Source organism: Rhizobium brockwellii (assembly GCF_000769405.2).
Classification (GTDB): Bacteria; Pseudomonadota; Alphaproteobacteria; order Rhizobiales; family Rhizobiaceae; genus Rhizobium; species Rhizobium brockwellii.
In genome coordinates this window covers 2,899,388-2,918,056 of record NZ_CP053439.1, presented here as the reverse complement: position 1 = coordinate 2,918,056, position 18,669 = coordinate 2,899,388, and the positions used below count along the sequence as shown (strand labels likewise).

The window sequence follows — 18,669 nt, the reverse complement described above, 5'->3', positions numbered from 1 at the left end:
ACCGGCTGCAATTCCGCGGCCGATCGTGAACAGGGGGAAGTCATGTCGGATTATACCGAACTGGACAAGAAGCAGGATGTGCACATCCTGCATTCCATGGGTTATGCCCAGGAACTCGAACGACGCATGAGTTCGTTCTCGAACTTCGCCGTATCATTTTCCATTATCTGCATCCTCTCCGGCGGTATCAATTCGCTGGCGCAGGCGACCTCGGGTGCCGGCGGCGCCGCCATAGGCATCGGTTGGCCGGTCGGTTGCTTCATATCGCTCGTCTTCGCCATCGGCATGGCGCAGATCAGCTCGGCCTATCCGACGGCCGGCGGCCTCTATCACTGGAGCTCGATCCTCGGCAACCGTTTCACCGGCTGGGTGACCGCCTGGTTCAACCTGCTCGGTCTCGTCACAGTGCTCGGTGCCATCAATGTCGGCACCTATTATTTCTTCATGGGGTCGTTCGGCACCAGCTATTTCGGACTGACCGACACAATAGCAGTGCGCATCATCTTCCTCGTGGTCATCACCGGCGCGCAGGCGCTCGTGAACCACATGGGCATAGGACTGACCGCGAAGCTGACCGATTTCTCGGGTTATCTCATCTTCGCGACCGCTATCGCGCTGTCGGCCGTCTGCCTCATCGCAGCGCCCTCCTACGAGATCGGCCGTCTCTTTACTTTTGCCAACTATTCCGGCGAAGTCGGCGGCAACGTCTGGCCTTCCACCTCGGGCGCTTGGGTCTTCCTTCTCGGCCTGCTGCTGCCGATCTACACCATCACCGGCTATGACGCCTCGGCGCATACATCGGAAGAGACCGTCAAGGCTGCCGAATCGGTTCCGCGCGGCATGGTCTCCTCCGTCCTGTGGTCAGCTCTTTTCGGCTACATCATGCTGTGCGCCTTCGTTCTGATGCTGCCGAACATGGACGATGCGGCAAAGCAGGGCTGGAACGTGTTCTTCTGGGCAATGGACAGCCAGGTGAACCCTGTTATCAAGGACATTCTCTATTTTGCCATCCTGGTCAGCCAGTGGCTGTGCGGCCTTGCGACCGTCACCTCGGTCTCGCGCATGATCTTTGCCTTCTCGCGTGACGGCGGTCTGCCGGCATCAAAGGCGCTGTCGAAGGTCAGCCCGAAATACCGCACGCCGGTAGCGGCGATTTGGACCGGCTCGATCCTGTCGGTGCTTTTCGTTTGGTTTACTTCACTCGACTTCATGAAAATCGGTGAGACGCCGGTTTATACGATCGTTGTCTCGTGCACTGTCATCTTCCTGTTCTTCTCCTTCGCGATTCCGATCACGCTCGGCCTCTTCGCCTGGGGCACATCTAAGTGGGACAAGATGGGTCCGTGGAACCTCGGTGAGGGCGTCTTCAAGCTGTTTGCCGTGCTCACGATCATCGCTATGATCCTGATCTTCATTCTCGGCATCCAGCCGCCGAACGACATTGCGCTTTACGTTACCGTCGGCTTCCTGGTGCTCACCGCGATCGTCTGGTTCGGTTTCGAAAGCCGGCGCTTCAAGGGACCGCCGATCGGCGCCGAAGTGGCGAAGCGCCAGGCCGGCATCGCGGCCGCCGAAGCAGCCGTCGGTGAAAGCGGCGAACACTAAGCAACGAGACTTCCCTCTCAAATGGCGGGGCCGCATCCTGCGGCCCCGTCACGGTTCAACGAAAAGGCATCGGGCCGCAAAGTCCGGCCGAGCGCATGCGATTTTGTTGCCCCGATTTTCTCAATCCCAATTCAGGCGGATCAATCATGAGCAGCTACACAATCGACGATCTCAGGAAGGATGTTGCCGAGGGGCGCATCGACACGGTTCTGGCCTGCCAGGTGGATATGCAGGGCCGGCTGATGGGCAAGCGTTTCCAGGCGGAATATTTCGTCGAGAGCGCCTGGAAGGAAACGCACAGCTGCAACTACCTGATCGCCACCGACATGGAGATGGAGACCGTCTCCGGCTACAAGGCGACGAGCTGGGAGAAGGGTTACGGCGACTATACGATGAAGCCGGATCTTTCGACGCTACGCCGTATTCCCTGGCTCGAAGGTACAGCGCTTGTGCTGTGCGACATGCTCGACCATCATACGCATGAAGAGGTCGCCCATTCGCCGCGCGCGATCCTGAAGAAGCAGGTGAAGCGCCTCGAAGACATGGGCATGAAGGCCTACATGGCCTCCGAGCTCGAATTCTTCCTGTTCGACCAGACCTACGAGTCGGCGCAGGCTTCCGGCTACCGCAATCTCAAGCTCGCCAGCGCCTATAACGAGGACTACCACATCTTCCAGACCACCAAGGAGGAAGAGGTGATGCGGGCGATCCGCACCGGGCTGCAGGGCGCCGGCATCCCGGTCGAGAACTCCAAGGGCGAGGCCTCGGCCGGCCAGGAGGAAATCAACGTGCGCTACGCCGATGCGCTCGCCATGGCCGACCGGCACGCGATCATCAAGAACGGTTGCAAGGAGATCGCCTGGTCGAAGGGCAAGGCCATCACCTTCCTCGCCAAGTGGAATTACAATGCTGCCGGCAGTTCCTCGCATATCCACCAGTCGCTTTGGAGCCTGGAGGAGAAGCCGCTGTTCTTCGACCATACCGGCAAATACGGCATGTCACCGCTGATGCATCATTACGTCGCCGGGCTTCTCGCCCATGCGAGCGAGATCACCTATTTCCTGGCGCCCTACATCAACTCCTACAAGCGCTTCATGGCCGGCACGTTTGCGCCGACCAAGGCGATCTGGAGTAAGGACAACCGCACCGCCGGCTATCGCCTGTGCGGCGAAGAGACCAAGGGTATCCGTATCGAGTGCCGCGTCGGCGGCTCCGATCTCAATCCCTATCTTGCTTTCGCCGCGCTGCTTGCCGCCGGCATTGACGGCATCGAGAACAAGCTCGAACTCGAAGCCCCCTTCGTCGGCGACGCCTATGGCGGTAAGGGCGTTCGCGAGATCCCGCGCACGCTGCGCGCGGCCACGGCGGCGATGACGGAATCGGCGATGCTGCGCAAGGCCTTCGGCGACGACGTGATCGACCACTATACGCGCGCCGGCGAGTGGGAGCAGGAAGAATACGACCGCCGCATCACCGATTGGGAAGTGGCGCGCGGTTTCGAAAGAGCTTAATAGGCATTTCGAGTGTGTTTGCCCCTCACCCTAACCCTCTCCCCGTAAAAACGGGGAGAGGGGACGTGCCAAACGCAGCGTCGAGGTTAAGGAAGGCGGTGCGGCATATCCCTTCGCCCCGCAGGCGGGGAGAAGGTGCCGGCAGGCGGATGAGGGGCTGTCGCCCACCCAAATATTGACCAATACGAGGACAGGAAATCGATCATGGCAATGATCCAATGCATTTCACCGGTGGACGGGTCGGTCTATGCCGAACGCGCAGCCCTTTCTTTCGATGCTGCCAAGGACGTGGTGGCGCGCGCCCGCAAGGCCCAGAAAGCCTGGGCGAAACGGCCGCTCGAAGAGCGTGTGCAACTGGTGCTGAAGGGTGCCGCGCGGCTGAACGAGATGTCCGACGTTGTGGTGCCGGAGCTTGCCTGGCAGATGGGCCGGCCGATCAAGTACGGCGGCGAATACAAGGGCTTCAACGAGCGCTCCAACTATGTCGCTTCGATCGCGGCGGATGCGCTGGCGCCTCTCGTCGTCGAGGAGAGCGAGCGTTTCGAGCGTCGCATCGAGCGCGAGGCACATGGCGTCGTCTTCGTCGTCGCGCCGTGGAACTATCCCTATATGACGGCGATCAACACGATCGCGCCGGCGCTGATGGCCGGCAATACCGTGGTGCTGAAACATGCCTCGCAGACGCTACTGGTCGGTGAGCGGCTGGTACAGGCCTTCATCGAGGCCGGCGTTCCCGAGGATGTGTTTCAGAACGTCTTCCTCGATCATGAAACGACGTCTGCGCTGATTGCCGCCGGCAGCTTCAATTTCGTCAACTTCACCGGATCGGTCGAAGGCGGGCGGTCGATGGAGCGGGCCGCCGCCGGCACGTTCACCGGCCTCGGCCTCGAACTGGGCGGCAAGGATCCGGGTTATGTCATGGAGGACGCCGATCTCGAGGCAGCCGTCGACACGCTGATGGACGGCGCGACCTACAATTCCGGCCAGTGCTGCTGCGGCATCGAGCGCATCTATGTGCATGAATCGCTCTATGACGCTTTCGTCGAGAAGTCGGTTGCCTGGGTGTCGAACTACAAGCTCGGCAATCCGCTCGATCCGGAAACCTCGCTCGGGCCGATGGCGCATAAGCGCTTCGCCAAGGTTGTGCGCGAACAGATCGCCGATGCGGTTTCCAAGGGCGCCAAAGCGCTTGTCGATCCCAAGCTTTTCCCCCAGGATGACGGCGGCGCCTATCTCGCCCCGCAGATCCTCGTCGATGTCGACCACTCCATGGCCTTCATGCGCGAAGAGACTTTCGGCCCGGCAGTCGGCATCATGAAGGTGAAGAGTGACGAGGAAGCATTGGCACTGATGAACGACAGCCAGTACGGGCTGACGGCCTCGCTCTGGACCAAGGATGTCGAGCGGGCAGGGCAGCTCGGCCGCGAGATCGAAACCGGCACCGTTTTCATGAACCGCGCAGACTATCTCGATCCGGCGCTCTGCTGGACCGGCGTCAAGGAGACCGGCCGCGGCGGCTCGCTGTCGATCATCGGCTTCCACAATCTGACGCGTCCGAAATCCTTCCATCTGAAGAAAGTCACAGCATGAGCAGCAACATCACCGCAAACTGGAGTTACCCGACATCGGTCAAGCTCGGCCGGGGCCGCATCACGGAACTGGCCGACGCCTGCAAGAGCCTGGGCATCAAGAAGCCACTGCTCGTCACCGACCGCGGCCTTGCCTCGATGGCGATCACCAAGACTGCGCTCGATATCCTCGAAGATGCCGGTCTCGGCCGGGCGATCTTCGCCGATGTCGATCCGAACCCGAACGAGAAAAACCTCGAAGCCGGCGTCAGGGCCTTCAAGGACGGCGGCCATGACGGCGTCGTTGCTTTCGGTGGCGGCTCCGGCCTCGATCTCGGCAAGTGCGTCGCCTTCATGGCCGGCCAGACGCGGCCGGTCTGGGACTTCGAAGATATCGGTGACTGGTGGACGCGTGCGAGCCTGGAGGGTATCGCCCCGATCGTCGCGGTGCCGACAACGGCGGGCACCGGTTCGGAAGTCGGGCGCGCCAGCGTCATCACCAATTCCGAAACTCATGTGAAGAAGATCATCTTCCATCCGAAGTTCCTGCCTGGCGTCGTCATCTCCGATCCGGAACTGACGGTCGGCATGCCGAAGATCATCACGGCCGGGACCGGCATGGATGCCTTCGCCCATTGCCTGGAGGCCTATTCCTCGCCCTTCTATCACCCGATGTCGGCCGGCATCGCGCTGGAAGGCATGCGTCTCGTCAAGGAGTTTCTGCCGCGCGCCTACAGGGAAGGCACGGATCTGGAAGCCCGCGCCAACATGATGTCGGCGGCCGCCATGGGCGCGGTCGCCTTCCAGAAGGGGCTCGGCGCCATCCACGCGCTGTCGCATCCGATCGGCGCCGTCTACAACACCCATCACGGCATGACCAATGCGGTGGTGATGCCGGCGGTGCTGCGCTTCAACCGCAAGGCGATCGAGGAGAAGATCGGCCGCGCCGCTGCCTATCTCGGCATCTCGGGCGGTTTCGACGGGTTCTACGACTATGTGCTGAAGCTCCGCTCCGAACTCGGGGTGCCGGAGACGCTGTCGGCGATGGGAATCGCTGCCGACCGCATCGACGAATTGTCGGCCATGGCGATCGAAGATCCGAGCGCGGGTGGCAACCCGGTTGCAATGACGCTCGAAAATACCAAGACCCTTTTCAGGGATTGCTTCTGACAAGATAAGAGCGGACCTTATGACTGGCCTGGAGAACCTCGGTTTTCCGGGCTTTTTTTGTTGTCGCGACATCCCTAGTTTTAGGGATGTGAAAAATACCGGCTGCAATTTCGCCGCGCGTGTTTCCAATTTGTTAACCATGATTAGAAAGGATGGATTAACCGCACGATGCTCCGAGGGTGCGTAAAAGAGCGATATCGGCTCGCACCATTTCCTTCCGAGGACCGAACATGCCTGTCATCACATTCGCAAATACCAAGGGCGGCGCCGGCAAGACGACCGCTGTTCTGCTGCTCGCGACCGAGCTTGCCCGCAAAGGCTATCGCGTCACCATTCTCGACGCTGATCCGCAGCACTGGATTTCGCGCTGGCACGAAATATCAGGTCATGTTCCCAATCTTTCGGTGATCGATTTCGTGACAACCGCCTCGCTGCCGCAGCATATCAGCGAGAACAAGCACAATACCGACTATTTCATCGTCGATCTGCCCGGTGCGCGCAATCCGCTGCTTGCCACCGCCGTCGGCCTCTCCGACCACGTGCTGATCCCGATCCAGGGCTGTGCGATGGACGCGCGCGGCGGCGCGCAGGTGCTCGAACTGCTGCAGTATCTGGACGAGAAGGCCGGCATCAAGATCGGCCATTCGGTGGTGCTCACCCGCGTCAATTCGATGGTGACGACGCGGGCGCTGCAAGTCGTCAAGTCGCTGCTCAGCGAGCGGCATGTGCCGGTGCTCGATACGGCGATCATCGAACGCTCCGCCTTCCGCGACATCTTCGACTGCGGCGGCACGCTGCACACGATCGATCCCATGCGCGTCAGCAATCTCGACAAGGCGCGTGAGAACGCGACCTGTTTTGCCGATGAAATGATGCGCAAGCTGCCGGTGAGGCTGGTGGCATCCGCCCGCGTGACGAGCCCGATGGTCCGCTCGGCCGCCTGACGATGCTACAGCGCCGCGTCTTTTCGGGCGCGCAGAGGACGCGGTAACACTTTGAATTTCGCAGGAGTGTGGAAATGACGAGGCCGCCGGAGCGATCCGGCGGCCTTTCCGTAATGTCGCTGCCAGCCAGACGCTGCCTGAAGTCAGGCAGCGACGAAGCTATCACCAGGAGCCTCGTCTCTTCGAAGGATGATTTGCTGCTGATTCCTCTCGGTGCGGAAGACGACAAGCGCTTCATTTTCTAGACGACTGCTCGGGTTGCCACTGCGATTTCTCTCAAGAGCTTAACGATCGCCGGATTCGACGTATTGACAGCGCCGAAAACTCGTATTTAATTCGTCATGCTTACGAACAAATGTCAGACGAACGATATGAGCCAAGAAGGGGAACCCATGAAACCGCTCAAGACAATTGTAATGGCAGCCGCTGCGACCGGCTTTATGCTCACGAGCGCGATGGCTTCCGAGCTGAAAATGGTATGGTATGTCGATGGCGACGAGCAGGAAGCCAATGTGCGCACACTGCTCGAGCAGTATACGCAATCGCATCCCGAGACGACTTTCGACCTGCAGATTACGCCCTATGACGGCATGATCCAGAAATTCCAGCAGTTTGCGGCATCCGGCATCATGCCGGACCTTTCACTTACCTCCTCGATGGAGCCGGTCATCCGTCCCTTCCTTGCCGATCTGAACAAGGAGATCGGACCTGACTGGATCAAGGACTTCGTTAAGGGTTGGGCCGACGGCGCGAAGCTGGGCGACAAGGTCATTGCCGCGCCGCTTCAGGTGACGTCGACCGGCATCTTCCTTAACGTTGATGCTTTCAAGAAGGCAGGCGTCGCGATCCCCGATCAGGCGACCGGCTGGACTTGGGAAGAGTTCCTGCCCAAGATCAGGGAAGTGGCCGAGAAATCCGGCACCCGTTATCCGCTGGTCTGGGACGTTTCGGCCAGCCGCTGGATCGTTCACGAATATCAGTACGGCAACCACATCTTCTCCGAGCAGGAGCCCGTGAAGGTCGTTATGGACGAGGCCGCCTGGACCAAGACACTCGATCAATTCGTCGATCTCTCGAAGTCGTCGATGCCACCCGGTCTTTGGACCGGCGCAAGCTCGGACAATCCGAAGGAATTGTTCACTGCCGGCCAGGCGGTGGCCTACATGTCCGGCAGTTGGCAGATTGCCGGCCTTGCAAAGAATGCCGGTTTTGCCTGGCAGGCTGGGCCGACGCCGCGCGGCACCGTTGCCTCGTCGATCTATGGCGGCGACTATCTCGTTGCCTTCAACACCAGCCAGCACCTGCCTGAAGCCGTCGCCTTCATCAAATGGGTCACCTCTCCGGAAATTCAGGCGCAGTATGCCAAGACCTTCGGCATGATTCCGGCGAACCTGAAGACGCCGGCGATCGAATACGGCAATCCGGCCGCAACGGACGCCGTTAAAAGCATGCAGAATGAGCTGAATGTCAGCCCTACCTATGCTGCGACAGACCAGGCATGGCCGCAGATGCAGTCCGTCTGGGGTACGGTCAAAACAGCGGTCACGCAGACCGTCGCCGGACAGATATCGTCGGCGGAAGCGGTTGCCCAGATCAAGAAAGCGGCAGACGATGCAGTCGAGGCCAGCAAGTGACGAGCACGCTGATCGTGAATGAGCAAACGATGCCGGGCAAACGCCCGGCATCGCGAGGGCTAGGTCGCTCCCTTGGATTGGCGGCATGGCCATACTTGCTCATGGTTCCGACCGTCGCGCTGCTGGTGGCCTTCACGCTCTATCCTCTGGCACAGGGGCTGCTGATGGCGTTCTTCCGTCGCGGTGTGGTCGTGCTCGACCAAATGCCGAACACGTGGCCTCAATATGTTGGTTTCCAGAATTTCACCGGCTTGATCCAAGATGCGGATTTTCGCACCTCTTTGGTGAAGACTGTCGTCTTCGTCGTCGTAGCGGTTCCGCTCAACATTGCGGTTTCGCTGGCGCTCGCCTTGCTGCTTTCACCGCAGACGAAATTCTTTGCGTTCGTCCGTACGATCGTTTTCTTCCCCTCGATGATCAGCCTCCTGATTATCGGCGTCGCCTGGCGCTGGCTGTTCGGATTGAACAACGGGCTGGTCAACTACCTGCTGTCGCTGATGCACATCGCACCGGTCGCCTGGCTCGAACAGGATACGATGGCGCAGATCGCCGTCGTGATTGCGTGGATCTGGGCGCAGGCCGGTTTCAATATGATGATCTTCATTGCAGGCTTGACGGCGATCTCCCCCGACTACTACGAAGCAGCGTCGATCGACCGCACGACGAAGTGGCGGCAGTTTACGCACATTACCTTACCTTTGCTGAAGCCCACGATGGCGGTGGTGCTGGTGCTTTCGTCCATCGAGGCCTTCAAGGTTTACGAACTCGTGGTGTCGTTGACGGGCGGTGGGCCGGGGAAAGCCACTGTCTATCTGATCCAGACGATCTATGACACGGCCTTTCAAAAGCCTATGCAGGCTGGCGTTGCGGCTGCGCAGTCCATGGTTCTCTTTGTGATCCTGCTGCTTCTTACCGTCTTCCAGCTCCGCGTATCGAGAGGCGAAAAATGACGCGCGTCTATACTCCGTGGCGGCTTGCTTTCGTCGCCTTGACCCTCTTCGTCTTCCTGATGCCGCCGGTCTGGCTGTTTCTGTCATCGCTGAAGTCACAGCAGGAAATCTTCCAATGGCCTCCGACATTCCTGCCGGAACGGCCGACACTGCAGAACTTCATCGACACGGTATCGCGGGCTAAGTTCCTTCTGTTCTTCCAGAATTCCGCTATCGTCTCGGTTCTTTCGGCCATGCTTTCGGTCACGATCAGCGTCATGGCCGGTTATGCCCTGGCGAAGTTCAAGTTCAAGGGCGACACGCTGGTGTTTCTGCTGATCATGTCGTCGCTGATGGTGCCGCTGCAGATCGTGATGATCCCGGTGTTCCTTGTTCTTCGCGACCTCGGGTTGCTCGATACGTTGGCCGGGTTGATCATTGCGCCGGCCGCGACGCCAACCGGGGTTTTCTTGATGCGCCAGTACATTACCAACATTCCCGATAGCCTGCTTGAGGCAGCCCGCATTGACGGGACGCCGGAATGGCGGATTCTTCTGCGGATCATCGTACCATTGGCGCTGCCCGCCATCGGCACGCTCCTGGCGTTCAATCTTGTCTGGCGCTGGAATGACTATCTTTGGCCGTTCCTGATCATCACCGATCAGGACAAGTGGACCGTACAGCTGGCGCTGGCCAATAGCGTCGGCAAGTACGGCATCAACTGGCCGCGGCTGTTGTCGATGTCCGTTCTGTCTGTTCTGCCGGTGCTGGTGATGTTTACGGCTCTACAGCGTATGTTGATGAGCGGATTGATGGCAGGGGCTACAAAGGAATAGGTTTCCAATATCGTCTCAATAAAGAAAGCCGCCAGTTTATCTCTGGCGGCTTTTGTTTGCGTTACGAGGCGATATCTGTGGCAAGAAAAGACTGCCGAAGGTGGTCAGCTGGGGAAACGTCAGCGATTTGCCGCCAAGACCCTGTCTCTGTAAGCTAAGGCTGCGGCCGCCGGCATGCTGCTCCACCCCTGGAGCAGTGATCCACGCCCCCAAGGTGGCGAGAAATATTCGACCGCTCCCATCCAGCCCTCTTCCAGGCAGGTCTGCCACCAGCGAAGCAGGGGATAGTCGAACCCTTCCAGGCCATAGGCGAGGCGCTGCTCCGCGTAGAGGCCAGTGAGATAGGGCCAATCAGAGCCGTTGTGGTAGCGATAGGCGAAATAAGACTTTTCACGTGTATCCTTAGGGCGCTTGAAGGGTGGATAAGCACACAGGACGCCCCAATCGCCGTAAGGCTGGGTTTGATTGTTCCGGCTCTCCAGTGTCTCCTGCACCTTGGCCAGCACGATCTTTGCGCGTTCCGGCGACACGGCACGGAAACGCAGAAGCGTTAGGCTGTCGAGCGTCAGGTGATCCTCGACAAAATCGTCTTTCGTGCCGTAATCGGCGTAAATACCATTCGGCTGAAGGAGCGCTTCATCGAGCGATGCGCGCGCTTTCACCGCGACAGCGGTAGCCTTTTCAGCGACCGCAGGATCGATGCCGTATTCGGCGATGACGTCCAGCGCCCCGATCCAAAGGCCGAGATCATAGGCTACGTAGCCATGGCGGTAGACATTGTCTGCCCAGTCGCGATCATGTCGCGGCTTCACTGGTAGCCCGTTACCAGCCACATCGAACCCGCGATAGCGTTCGAAGATCGTGACGATCTTGTCCCAGTAGAGCGAGACCGGCACGGTGTCGCCCGTCGCCCTGATATAGTCGCCGATCGTCAGGATGAAGAAGAGGGGGCTGTCGAAGTGATCGCTCCACCAGTCGCCGGGGCGCAAGTGTTCAAGCTTGATCTTCGGATGCGATCGACGGACCTTCTCCCATTCTTCGGCTTGGGCGGGCCCGGTCAGAATGACGCCGCTCGGCGCCTCGCCATCCGGCTGGATGCCGCGGGCGAGCAGATCGATCTGGCCACGCACGGCCGCCGGCTCACGGTCGAGCAGGGCCTGCAGTGTCCAATAGCCGTCACGATAATAGGTGCGCGCCGGCGCGCTGTAGGCCTGGCCGGCAGCCAGACCGGCAAAGGCACCGCGCTCGTCGCGGCGTACGCTGGAAAGTGCTGCGTGAAGGCCCTGAGAAATCATGCTGCGCATCAGCGGTTGCGCTTCCGGCATAGCGTCGCACCGCTCCACATAGCCGCGCGCCTCATCGATCACTGCCGCCGGATCGATCGCTAGGGCTTTTTCCGCTTCTTCCTGTGTGGCGCCAGCGACAACAAGAACACCGTCCGTTCGCTGCTCGGCAACGACGACACCCCATGCAGTGCGCACGGTTCTGCGCTCGCCGCTGCGCTCGATCGGCTGGCGTGGCATCAGGCCGCCCCACCAGGCGCAGCGACGGGATGGCGTGATTGATCGAAGCTTCGCGCCCTTGAGAAAGAGTGCCGGCATGGACTGGGCCACATGAAGTCCGCCGCCGTTGGCCGTTTCAACGCGGTTGGGCGCATAGACAAACGGCCCGGTCCAGCCTGAGAAGGAGAGGGTGGCAAGCTTGCCGGCGCCCCAAAGCGAAAGTTCGAGCTTGCCCTCCGGCCGGCAGTCGCCTTGCAGGCGCGGCGCCATGAAGGGAAGCAGCACGGCTTGCTCAGAACGGACCTGACCGTCTGGTAGGGGTGTGAGTGCGGTCTGCATCGTCGGTGATGTCGTCATAGGGCGGCCTCCTGTTGTCCATCTTCTCCAAAACCGGCAATATCGGTCAGCCCGAGCATGATCGCTCCGAGCATGCCGGCATCCGGACCGAGGCTCGTAGCTTCGATTCGGGCCTCGAATGGGAGCAAGGCGTTCATATGCCGCCTGACCGCCTCGACGAACTCCGGTCGCGAGCCAATGCCGCCACCGAGCACGGTGATCGCGGGATCGAACAGTGCCTGGACTGACGCAATACCGACCGAGGCCGATTTCGCCGCAGCCTCGATCACGGCCCTGGCATCTTCATCGCCTGCCAGAGAGCGGGCAAAAATCTCGCTGACCGTCACCGTTCCATCGCCATAGAGACTACGGATCGCGGGTGAGTCGACCTGATCCTCAAAGAGGCCGGCGCGCGCCTTCGGCGCCGTCTCGTGCGGATTGAAGCCCAACGGCAGCAAGCCGAGTTCGCCGGCCCGGCCATGCTGGCCGCGAAAAAGGTTTCCGCCAACCACAAGGCCCATGCCGACACCCGTTCCAAACGCAACGAACGCAAGCGACCCCAAGTCACGGCCTTTGCCGAGCGTGGCCTCGGCGAATGCGGCGAGATTGACGTCGTTTTCGACAACAACAGGACATGGCAGGCTCTCCGACAGCACATCAGCAAGCGGGCGGTCCGCGGGAATCGCAAGATGGGGGGAGAGGGAAGCAAGTCCTGTGGCAGGTGAGACGGCGCTTGGAATGCCAACGACAACTTTGCTCAGTCGGACGCAGTCACCGCACTGCTCGAGAAGAGACAGAATCATCTGCGGTATCTGCTTGAGAACTGGCGCGTCAGCTCCGTGCTCCGTCGGCTCCGAGGTCCTGGCCAGAACATTTCCATTCCGATCTGCGACGCCAGCAAGCACCTTAGTGCCACCGAGATCGACACCGATGACCACATCGGAACGTGCAGCTGATGGCGTGGCGCAACGGCTGTGAGGCTGTTTGCGCAAACTCGACGCAATGGCTGAAATATTTGACAAAAGCAGTCCTCTGCTATATTTGTTCGGCAGGTTGACGAATTTAATATTGCTGCGTCCGTGAGCTGTCAACAACCAGTTTGAAATCCACCGGCATTCATGGAAAAAGCAGGGACATCAGTTTGCAACAAAAGACCGACCGGCGGATAGTTCGAACATGGCCATAACCGAAAACGCGCCTCCTGTGCTTCGCCAGATCTCCGTTCGCGCCGTCATGGATGTTCTCCTGCAATCCGGGCCGACCTCCCGCGCGGAACTTTCCAAACTCACCGGGCTTTCGAAGCAGACGATGTCCGAAGTGATCCGTACCCTGGAAGAAAGCGGATGGGTTCGCGAAAAGGGCGTCACCAGCGGACGCGTCGGCCGCACGGCAATCACCTATGAGGTGAATGGAAATGCGGGCTACGCCGTCGGCATCGATATGGGGCCGACGACGACGCGCATCGGACTCGTCAATATCGTCGGCAATATCGTCGCCGAAAGGGAATATCTGTCGGACAGGCGAGGCGGCTATCATCTGATCGAACAGGTTGAGGCGATATTGTCGCAGATGCTGACTGACACCGGCATTACTTCCGAAAACGTGCTCGTCGCCGCAGTGGCAACGCCCGGCGTGGTCGATCCGGCTACAGGCGCTCTGTCGATGGCACCCAATCTCGCGGATATCGGCGGGATCGACCTTGGTCGGGTGTTGAACGGTCGCCTTGGCTGCACGGTCGTGCTTGAAAACGACGTCAATGCCGCAGTCATCGGAGAATCCTGGCAGGGCTGCGCTGCGGCGATAGACTCGGTCGCTTTCGTATCTCTTGGGACCGGCATCGGCTTGGGTGTCCTCCAGGATGGAAAACTGATGCGGGGAGCGAGCGGGGCGGCGGGGGAAATCTCCTATATGCCGTTCGGAGCCGATCCCTATGCTGACGACAGCCTTGAACGCGGCGCACTCGAATGTGCGATTGGTGCGCAGGGCATCACCGAACTTTACGCTCGAGCCGGCGGCGTGGAGGGAACCTCCGTCCGCGATATCATGAGCCTTGCAGAGACGGGCGATCCCATCGCGACCGACGTAATCGGCAAAGTCGCCGATATCGCGGCCCTGCTCATCGTCGCCGTCTATGCCGTCGTCGACCCCAAGACTGTCGTGCTCGGCGGCAGCATCGGGCGCCATCCGATGATCGTCGATCGCGTAGGCCTTGGTATTGAAAAGGCCAGCCGGCGTACGATCGACGTCAAGGCGAGCGTGCTCGGCAATCGGGCAACGTTGGTGGGAGCTCTCGCGATCGGGCTGAACCACGTCCACAATTTGCTCTTCTCGCCGCAGATCCTGCCTGAACAGCGGCGGCTTCCACCGCCGCCGCTCTGATTCTTACTCCGCGGCGGATCTCGATAGACGGCGCTCGCGGTACCAGATGAAAAGGCCGGAGGCTATGACGATGCTTGCGCCAAGGAAGGTGTAGGTTGTCGGTATGTCGCCGAAAACCAGAAAACCGAGCAGGACAACGGCCAGGAACTGGGCGTATTGCAGCGGCGCCAGGAATGAGGCGGGGGCGAAGCGATGTGCCTGGATCATGAAGAAATGGCTGACGGCGCCGAAGCATCCCGTGGCAAGAAGAACGCTCCAGGCGTAGCTGCTTTCCGGCCATTTCCAGACGAATGGCATGACGGGCAGCAGGATGATTGCCGGAAATGCGGCCATGATCAGCAGCATGCTGCCTGAAGATTCGGTGGTCGCCAGATGCCGGGTCAGGATGTTGTAGCTGGCGCCGACCATGACCGAGATCAGCGAGACGCCGAAGGCCCAGTGAAACCCGTCCATTCCCGGACGGGTCACGACCAACACGCCGGCAAAACCCGCGAAGATCGCGAACCACCGATAGCGGCCGACCTGTTCGGACAGAAAGAAGATCGACAGGATCGTCACGAATATCGGTGTCGTGAACTGGATAGAGAGTGTCTGCGCAATTTGCAGATAGCCAAGCGCCAGAAAATTAAGCCCGGTACAGGAGATCTGGATGCCGGCGCGCAGCAACTGGAGCTTCGGTGACCGCGTCCGCCAGGCATGCGGGGCCTGCCATGGATTGAGGACGGCTGCGACCAGAACGAAATGCACGGCGAATCGGAACCAGACGACTTCCAACGTCGGTACCTCGCGTCCCGATAGCTTTGCAGCGGAATCGAGGAAAGCAAAAAGCGTGACCGCGAGAAGCATATACAGAACCGCTTTTGGTCGGTTTTCTTCTGGTGGAGCGGGAAGCGGATCAAGGCGGCGACCGTTGGCACCCGACGAGAATGCCTTGGCCAGCGTCCGTCTGGAGGCAGGCTCAAGCCTGCCGGATTGAAAATTCATGGGAGGAGTCCTGTCATATGGGGAGGAACCAGCGGAGCAGTAACAGATAATTTTACGTTCGTCATCTTGACGAACTAATTATGGGCCTGCAAACTGCATTTCATATCGAGGGTAACGTCGGTAGGGCTGAAGCCCCAAAAGCGACGATGAATGTGAAGGACGGAGTATGGCTGGGCTTAAGTTGGATAGCGTCACGAAGAGCTTCGGCCATCATTCAATACTTCACGGCATTGATCTCAATGTGAACGAGGGCGAATTCGTGGTTCTCGTCGGTCCGTCAGGTTGCGGAAAATCAACCTTGCTCCGCTTGATTGCCGGCCTTGAAGACACGACAGCCGGCCAAATCTTCATTGATGACCAGGACGTCACGACCGCGCCCCCGGGCGACCGCGGTATTGCGATGGTGTTTCAATCCTACGCGCTTTATCCGCATATGACCGTCGCAAAAAACCTGTCGTTCGGCCTGGAGAACCTCAAGATGAGCCGCACGGATATCGACGCGCGCGTCATCGAAGCCGCGCGGATGCTGGCGATCGAACCACTTTTGCAGCGTCGCCCCAAGCAGCTTTCCGGCGGCCAGCGGCAACGCGTGGCAATCGGCCGTGCCATCGTTCGAAACCCGTCGCTATTCCTCTTCGACGAACCGCTATCCAATCTCGACGCCGCCCTTCGCGTGCAGACACGTGGCGAGATCAGCCGATTGCATAAGCGGCTCGGGGCAACGATGATCTACGTCACGCACGACCAGATCGAGGCGATGACCATGGCCGATCGTATCGTGGTCCTCAATGGCGGGCGGGTTGAGCAGGTCGGCACGCCGCTCGAACTGTTCGAAACTCCGGCCAACAAGTTCGTCGCAGGCTTTATCGGGTCGCCGCAGATGAACTTTTATAACGGAAAGCTGATTTCCATCAGCCGCGGCGATGTGACGATAGCGGTGCCGGGTTTTGGTGAAATAGTCCTTCCCTTTGACGCGTCCGGCGCCGCCGAAGGCGAAGAAGTCGTGCTAGGTATTAGGCCCAACCATTTCCGGATCCAGCATGATGCTTCGAGCGATCCACTGAGTGTTGAAATGGTTGTCGATTACGCTGAAAGTATCGGGACTGAGACCTATATCTATGCCAAGATTCGAGGCAACGAGGCTCCCAGCATCGTGCATCTACCCGACCACCTCGCAACGAACGAAGGAGCGCTCCTGCGAATGTTCGTAGATCGCAGCCGGTGTCATTTGTTCCGAGAAAGCAATGGCTTGAGCTTCGCGTCGCGGACTTAAGTCCGGCCCTATCGGCATCGCGATCGCAAATTTCCGTTTCTGGCGGCTCTTTTACACGGGCGCTTGGGCTTGAGCGATGGCATAGAAGCTCGGGCGCCGACATTGTCGAGGGCTGACAACGTCACCCCGCTCCAGGGTTGGAGCGAGCTTTGTTTAGACCCACGTACCGAAAATGCGCGGTTCATCGGCGACGATCCAGGCCGCAATCATTCCACACGATCTCGGCCCGGCGATGTTTTGATGTCGCCTGAAACCGCTCACACTTTACGGGAACTGCTGCACGGCTCAGTCGACGAATTCGACCGTCACTCCCTGCTTGACCATCTTGGCAAGCTCGGTGGCATCCCAATTCGTCAGGCGGATGCAGCCGTGGCTCTGGGTGCGGCCGATCTTGGAAGGCTCGGGCGTGCCATGAATGCCGTATGTCGGCTTGGAGAGCGCCATCCAGACGGTGCCGACGGGGCCGTTCGGGCCGGGCGGAATGTTGAGGATCTTGTCGTTGGCGCCCTGCTGGAAATTGATCTTCGGATTGTAGGTGTAGCCGGGATTGAGCGCGACGCGCTCGACTGTGACCGTGCCTGACGGAGAGGGGGTATCGGTGGAGCCGATCGATGCCGGATAGGCGGCGAGAAGATTGCCGGCACCGTCATAGGCGAAGACCTGCTTACGGCCCTTGTCGGCGATGATGCGGGCGACCGCGCCGCTCTTCGGCTCGCCCGGATTGACGACCTTGATGACGGTGCCGGCAACGGTGAAGTCGGCGCCGGGGTTCATCTCCTTGAGGAAAGCTTCATCCATGTGGAAACGCTCGGCGAGCATCTCGGTGGTCGAGGTGTAAGCCAGCGACGGCAGCAACGCCTTATGCGAATAGTCTTCCGGAATCTCGGCGACGAAGGGGCCGGCCGCATCGGCCGGCGTGATCGTGTAGCTGACCACAGGCAGGCCGCCGTTCATGCGCAGTTCTTCCAGAATGGCGTCGGTGTCGTTCGGATCGAGCTTGGAGCCGGTCATCTGGTCATAGGCATAGATGCCCTTGGTGACGTTCGAGCCCATATGGCCGTCGATGACGCCCGGAGAGATGCCGGCGCGATCGAGGAAGACCTGTAATGCGACGATCTCGGGCTTCGACTTGTTCTTCAGCGTGATGACAGGCTCATCGGGTGCTGCCTTCGGCTGGTCGGCGGGCGGGATCTGCTGGTCGGGGTCGATCGAGGCATAATCGTCGCCGGGTTGCGGATTGCCGATGCTGTTGTCATCGGGATAGGGCTGGTCGCCGAGCGGCCGGCGTTCGATCGCCGCATCGCGCGGAATTCCGCCGGTGACGGCACCGCGCTCGGAATAACGCGTATCGCCATCGGGGTTGTTGTCGGAATAATAGGGGTCGTTGCCATACTGGTCGTTATAGACCTCGCGCGGGCTCGGCCGCGGCGGATAGTAGCCCCGCGCGCGCATCTCGGTGGCGACGACGTTGCCATAGTCGTCGATCAACACGCGATTGCCGCTACGGTCGCGGGCGTAGATATAGCCAGCTGGAACATAGTCGAGGATTTCGCCGCTCGGCGTCACGAGCACGATATCGCTCTGGCGGCGATCGCGGAACTGCTGCGCGCCTGCCTGCGGCGCTGTAGCCGCAAGAGCAGCCAGAACGGCCGCGAGGCAAAATGCCGACTTCAAAAAGCGATTCACGTCTGATACCTCGAACAGTGACTGGCAGACACACACCTGCGAATTTTGACGCTAGTGTGGAATTTATGAAAGCGTGCTGAACAAAATATGAAAATCACTAAGATTTCCTTTTGCTCATAAACGTTTGCGTCCTTGTGTCAGTTCCGCAAAATCCACGGTTGCTGCAATAACGCAAGATCGGGGCGACGCCGATTGACGAATGGCGGCATGAAACCTAACGCTAGCGCATCCTTCTTTGCGAAAATCGATTCCGCTTTTCGGAAAGTATGATGCGTTGATTCAAAGTGTTAGAGTGTCCTTTGTGCGTCCGAA

General features: G+C 59.8%; 15 protein-coding genes. 11 read left to right on the top strand and 4 right to left on the bottom strand.

The genetic code is table 11. The annotated features are described in order from the left end of the window. Positions 1-42: 42 nt before the first annotated feature. The 9 genes from RLCC275e_RS14555 to RLCC275e_RS14515 all read left to right on the top strand — a co-directional run bounded on the left by RLCC275e_RS14555 (position 43) and on the right by RLCC275e_RS14515 (position 10,197). On the top strand, positions 43-1,605 hold the full coding sequence (locus RLCC275e_RS14555; RefSeq protein ID WP_027683705.1) for an amino acid permease: 1,563 nt from the start codon (positions 43-45) through the stop codon (positions 1,603-1,605). Positions 1,606-1,751: 146 nt separating this feature from the next. Then, positions 1,752-3,116, top strand: a complete 1,365-nt coding sequence (locus RLCC275e_RS14550) for a glutamine synthetase family protein (RefSeq protein ID WP_033180990.1) — start codon at positions 1,752-1,754, stop codon at positions 3,114-3,116. A gap of 204 nt (positions 3,117-3,320) precedes the next feature. Then, positions 3,321-4,706, top strand: a complete 1,386-nt coding sequence (locus RLCC275e_RS14545) for an aldehyde dehydrogenase family protein (RefSeq protein ID WP_033180989.1) — start codon at positions 3,321-3,323, stop codon at positions 4,704-4,706. Next, positions 4,703-5,854 (top strand): iron-containing alcohol dehydrogenase, encoded by a 1,152-nt coding sequence (locus tag RLCC275e_RS14540; RefSeq protein ID WP_003561096.1) that lies wholly within the window; start codon positions 4,703-4,705, stop codon positions 5,852-5,854. Before RLCC275e_RS14545 ends, RLCC275e_RS14540 begins: the two co-directional genes overlap by 4 nt. Positions 5,855-6,084: 230 nt before the next feature. Next, the gene (locus RLCC275e_RS14535) at positions 6,085-6,798 is read left to right on the top strand and encodes an AAA family ATPase (RefSeq protein ID WP_033180988.1); all 714 of its coding nucleotides are present in this window, start codon (positions 6,085-6,087) and stop codon (positions 6,796-6,798) included. Positions 6,799-6,872: 74 nt separating this feature from the next. Beyond that, positions 6,873-7,043 carry a hypothetical protein gene (locus tag RLCC275e_RS14530; protein ID WP_165418926.1) on the top strand — a complete coding sequence of 57 codons (171 nt, stop codon included), beginning with the start codon at positions 6,873-6,875 and terminating at the stop codon, positions 7,041-7,043. A 147-nt stretch (positions 7,044-7,190) separates the two neighbouring features. Beyond that, positions 7,191-8,432 (top strand): ABC transporter substrate-binding protein, encoded by a 1,242-nt coding sequence (locus RLCC275e_RS14525; RefSeq protein ID WP_033181035.1) that lies wholly within the window; start codon positions 7,191-7,193, stop codon positions 8,430-8,432. After that, positions 8,429-9,382: a carbohydrate ABC transporter permease gene (locus tag RLCC275e_RS14520; RefSeq protein ID WP_033180987.1), complete on the top strand. Its 954-nt coding sequence runs from the start codon at positions 8,429-8,431 to the stop codon at positions 9,380-9,382. Before RLCC275e_RS14525 ends, RLCC275e_RS14520 begins: the two co-directional genes overlap by 4 nt. Beyond that, the gene (locus tag RLCC275e_RS14515) at positions 9,379-10,197 is read left to right on the top strand and encodes a carbohydrate ABC transporter permease (protein WP_003561086.1); all 819 of its coding nucleotides are present in this window, start codon (positions 9,379-9,381) and stop codon (positions 10,195-10,197) included. Before RLCC275e_RS14520 ends, RLCC275e_RS14515 begins: the two co-directional genes overlap by 4 nt. 119 nt (positions 10,198-10,316) lie before the next feature. On the opposite strand, the gene RLCC275e_RS14510 is transcribed toward RLCC275e_RS14515, so the two are convergent. Both RLCC275e_RS14510 and RLCC275e_RS14505 read right to left on the bottom strand, forming a co-directional pair. Then, a complete protein-coding gene (locus RLCC275e_RS14510; RefSeq protein ID WP_033180986.1) occupies positions 10,317-12,056 on the bottom strand; it encodes an amylo-alpha-1,6-glucosidase in 1,740 nt (579 codons plus the stop codon). Further along, positions 12,053-13,129 carry an ROK family protein gene (locus tag RLCC275e_RS14505; RefSeq protein WP_245494072.1) on the bottom strand — a complete coding sequence of 359 codons (1,077 nt, stop codon included), beginning with the start codon at positions 13,127-13,129 and terminating at the stop codon, positions 12,053-12,055. The genes RLCC275e_RS14510 and RLCC275e_RS14505 overlap by 4 nt, the downstream gene beginning before the upstream one ends. 82 nt (positions 13,130-13,211) lie before the next feature. Between RLCC275e_RS14505 and RLCC275e_RS14500 the strand changes: the two genes are divergently transcribed. Then, positions 13,212-14,414, top strand: a complete 1,203-nt coding sequence (locus RLCC275e_RS14500; RefSeq protein WP_033180984.1) for an ROK family transcriptional regulator — start codon at positions 13,212-13,214, stop codon at positions 14,412-14,414. A 3-nt stretch (positions 14,415-14,417) separates the two neighbouring features. On the opposite strand, the gene RLCC275e_RS14495 is transcribed toward RLCC275e_RS14500, so the two are convergent. Continuing rightward, positions 14,418-15,398: a DMT family transporter gene (locus RLCC275e_RS14495; RefSeq protein ID WP_082229741.1), complete on the bottom strand. Its 981-nt coding sequence runs from the start codon at positions 15,396-15,398 to the stop codon at positions 14,418-14,420. 166 nt (positions 15,399-15,564) lie between these two features. On the opposite strand from RLCC275e_RS14495, the gene RLCC275e_RS14490 reads away from it, so the two are divergent. Next, entirely contained in the window at positions 15,565-16,671 is a 1,107-nt protein-coding gene (locus RLCC275e_RS14490; RefSeq protein WP_033180982.1) for an ABC transporter ATP-binding protein, read from the top strand. 285 nt (positions 16,672-16,956) lie between these two features. On the opposite strand, the gene RLCC275e_RS14485 is transcribed toward RLCC275e_RS14490, so the two are convergent. After that, entirely contained in the window at positions 16,957-18,357 is a 1,401-nt protein-coding gene (locus tag RLCC275e_RS14485; RefSeq protein WP_033180981.1) for a L,D-transpeptidase, read from the bottom strand. Between the last annotated feature and the right edge of the window lie 312 nt (positions 18,358-18,669).

Excerpts from the sequence above, each read along its gene's own strand:
- RLCC275e_RS14495 (WP_082229741.1), bottom strand. The coding sequence starts at position 15,398 with ATGAATTTTCAATCCGGCAGGCTTGAGCCTGCCTCCAGACGGACGCTG.
- RLCC275e_RS14550 (WP_033180990.1), top strand. The coding sequence starts at position 1,752 with ATGAGCAGCTACACAATCGACGATCTCAGGAAGGATGTTGCCGAGGGG.
- RLCC275e_RS14500 (WP_033180984.1), top strand. The coding sequence starts at position 13,212 with ATGGCCATAACCGAAAACGCGCCTCCTGTGCTTCGCCAGATCTCCGTT.
- RLCC275e_RS14510 (WP_033180986.1), bottom strand. The coding sequence starts at position 12,056 with ATGACGACATCACCGACGATGCAGACCGCACTCACACCCCTACCAGAC.
- RLCC275e_RS14545 (WP_033180989.1), top strand. The coding sequence starts at position 3,321 with ATGGCAATGATCCAATGCATTTCACCGGTGGACGGGTCGGTCTATGCC.
- RLCC275e_RS14525 (WP_033181035.1), top strand. The coding sequence starts at position 7,191 with ATGAAACCGCTCAAGACAATTGTAATGGCAGCCGCTGCGACCGGCTTT.
- RLCC275e_RS14530 (WP_165418926.1), top strand. The coding sequence starts at position 6,873 with ATGACGAGGCCGCCGGAGCGATCCGGCGGCCTTTCCGTAATGTCGCTG.
- RLCC275e_RS14555 (WP_027683705.1), top strand. The coding sequence starts at position 43 with ATGTCGGATTATACCGAACTGGACAAGAAGCAGGATGTGCACATCCTG.
- RLCC275e_RS14490 (WP_033180982.1), top strand. The coding sequence starts at position 15,565 with ATGGCTGGGCTTAAGTTGGATAGCGTCACGAAGAGCTTCGGCCATCAT.
- RLCC275e_RS14515 (WP_003561086.1), top strand. The coding sequence starts at position 9,379 with ATGACGCGCGTCTATACTCCGTGGCGGCTTGCTTTCGTCGCCTTGACC.
- RLCC275e_RS14535 (WP_033180988.1), top strand. The coding sequence starts at position 6,085 with ATGCCTGTCATCACATTCGCAAATACCAAGGGCGGCGCCGGCAAGACG.
- RLCC275e_RS14540 (WP_003561096.1), top strand. The coding sequence starts at position 4,703 with ATGAGCAGCAACATCACCGCAAACTGGAGTTACCCGACATCGGTCAAG.